Origin of the sequence: Syntrophorhabdus sp. (genome assembly GCA_012719415.1) — a bacterium.
Taxonomy (GTDB): Bacteria; Desulfobacterota; Syntrophorhabdia; order Syntrophorhabdales; family Syntrophorhabdaceae; genus Delta-02.
In genome coordinates, this window is the sequence record JAAYAK010000265.1 from 1 (window position 1) to 2360 (window position 2360).

At 58.3% G+C, this 2360-nt stretch carries 2 protein-coding genes; both read left to right on the forward strand.

The window, feature by feature from the left end:
• The first annotated feature begins 258 nt into the window (after positions 1 to 258).
• Complete coding sequence (locus GXX82_15570; protein ID NLT24460.1) at positions 259 to 1497, forward strand: hypothetical protein; 1239 nt, start codon at positions 259 to 261, stop codon at positions 1495 to 1497.
• 81 nt (positions 1498 to 1578) lie between these two features.
• Positions 1579 to 2217, forward strand: a complete 639-nt coding sequence (locus tag GXX82_15575; protein ID NLT24461.1) for a hypothetical protein — start codon at positions 1579 to 1581, stop codon at positions 2215 to 2217.
• Positions 2218 to 2360: the final 143 nt, after the last annotated feature.

The following is a 2360-nucleotide window of genomic DNA, read 5'->3' on the forward strand; positions in this document are numbered from 1 at the left end:
AACCCTTGAACCCTTGAACCCTTGAACCCTTGAACCCTTGAACCCTTGAACCCTTGAACCCTTGAACCCTTGAACCCTTGAACCCTTGAACCCTTGAACCCTTGAACCTAATCTTGAACCGTCTTTATCCTTGACACCCGGGTGGTCGTTATATAATCTGCATTTTAGAGTTTCGACAGGTGGCGGGGCGGTATTCGGCTGGAGGCGAGGACCGTCGTTGTCAAGCACGTGCACAATGATCAAAGAGGAGGGGAAACGATGGGTAACAGTGATCTTTCCTGGAAGGCCGTAGTATCAGGTATCCTGTTCATCTTCGCGTTGGTTCTGTGGTCAGGACCGGCGGGTTCGGCGGAGAAGACGCCCGTCACACGGTACTGGATGAGTGTTTCCACGGAGAAGAGCGGTTTTCCCGGAATGCCTTCCGGTGCCGGCGGCGGGATGTCGGGTGTGATCGGCGGTATGCTCGGCATGGGCGGAGGAGGTGGTTCGGGAAAGAGACTCGAGCTGAAGGTATCTTCTCCCAAGGGCCTGCCCGCCGACCCCCAGGCAACCCACGACATACCTCCGGGTCAGAGAATGGGCCCGACTCTCCCGCTCGTGACGCCCGAGCCAGCGGGTCCGGGCCGGGCGGAGCCGGTTGAAAGGACAGAAAGGCCGCAGAAGATGGAGAAGCCGAAGATGCGCATGCTCATATATTGGGGTTGCTCGGAGACGGTGAGGCCGGGTCAGCCCTACGTCATCGACACGGAGAAGATGAATCCAGCCGATTTCGGAAAGGCCTTTCAGGGACGGCAGGTATCGATGCAGAACCCGCCTTCGGCCCGTCCGGGCCGGGCGTACGCGGATTGGCCGAACAGGAAGGACTCGAAACAGGTCCCGGCGGACAGTTCGCTGGCCGGCAACCATTTTGTCCACGGCAACTATCTTCCCGACATACGCTTCGACATAGATCCGGGTCATGATTTCATGGCGCCCGTGGAATTCGCTTCGACAAAGGGCGGTCCCGAGGACAGCTTCCAGTTTGAGTGGAATGCCATCCCTACCGCGACGGGCTATTTCGCGACCGCAATGGGGCACGACGAAAAAACGGGCACGATGATCATCTGGAGCTCCAGCGACGTCCGGGAGGCCGGGTATTCGCTCATGGACTTCCTTCCTGATGAAGACGTGCGGCGCCTTGTCAGGGATAGGGTTGTCATGGCACCCTCGACGACGCGGTGCGCCGTACCGAGAGGCATCTTCAAGGATGCCGGAGGGGCCATGATCCAGTTCATAGCCTATGGTGACGAACTGAACATCGCCTATCCGCCACGTCCGAAAGACCCCATCTGGTCCGTGAAGGTGAGACGAAAATCAACGTCGATGCTGCCCCTCATGGCGATGGAAGGCCGTGGGCAGGGCAGGACACCGAGCGACGAAGGCGCCCCTCCCCAGGAAAAGAAAGAGGATGAGGGGATAACACCGGGCAAGTTGCTGAAAGGGATATTCAAGTGGTAAAGAAGAGAGGTGATGGGTGACAGGTAATAGGGGAGGGAGTCATCCCCATAACCTGTCACCCATCACCCGCGCGACACGCCTATGAAGACTTGGAATGAGAAAGCAGCTGAATTCGATCTTGCGGGTAAGCCGCTGACGAAGGCGCTCCTCGATAAGGCGGCGGCGGACCTCGGCGCGATGGGGGAGGCCTGCGTTCTTGCCCTGGGGCCGTGTGAGGGACTCAATGAGATGGTGGCAAGGGCGGTTTCGGCCGACATCTCCGCGCTTCTTATTCCCTCACTGATGGACAGGCTCAACGCTTCCGGTGAAGACCTTCCCTTTCCCCGGGACAGGGTCCTCACCTTCGTCTGCGGCATCTGGTTCCTGACGGCGGCGGTGCCCCGGCTGAAGGATGAAGGGACCCTCATGGACATGCACGACCTTGCGCGTGAAATGGGAAGGTTCTTCTTCATGCCTTACGACGAAGAGAACAGGGAGGGCCTTGTCAAGATCGGTATCCAGTATTGGAAGGAACTGCGGGCTGAGCCGCCGGCCCCGGTCGTCGAGTGGGACCAGGCATTCTGTCAGATGGTCTTCATCCACTACGAGCAGATGACGAACCGAACAATCGATCTCGGTGACTTCGACCTCACCGGCGCCATCGGCAAGATGCTCACCGTTTTCCTCTCCTCCGCCTTCACCCTCCCATCCCCGCCGGATAACGCTTCAGAGATCAATTGAGGCACGCGGACACCTTCTGAGAGACCAATGCACCATACGTATCGATGATGAAAGAACTTCGGGAGAGGTTACTTCATTGCAGGAAGTCTTGAGATTCTGGAGCCGACGATGGGAATCGAACCCGCGACCTGCTCATTACGAGT

Bases quoted from the DNA above. Each gene is read 5' to 3' on its own strand.
- GXX82_15575 (NLT24461.1), top strand. From the start codon at position 1,579: ATGAAGACTTGGAATGAGAAAGCAGCTGAATTCGATCTTGCGGGTAAG.
- GXX82_15570 (NLT24460.1), top strand. From the start codon at position 259: ATGGGTAACAGTGATCTTTCCTGGAAGGCCGTAGTATCAGGTATCCTG.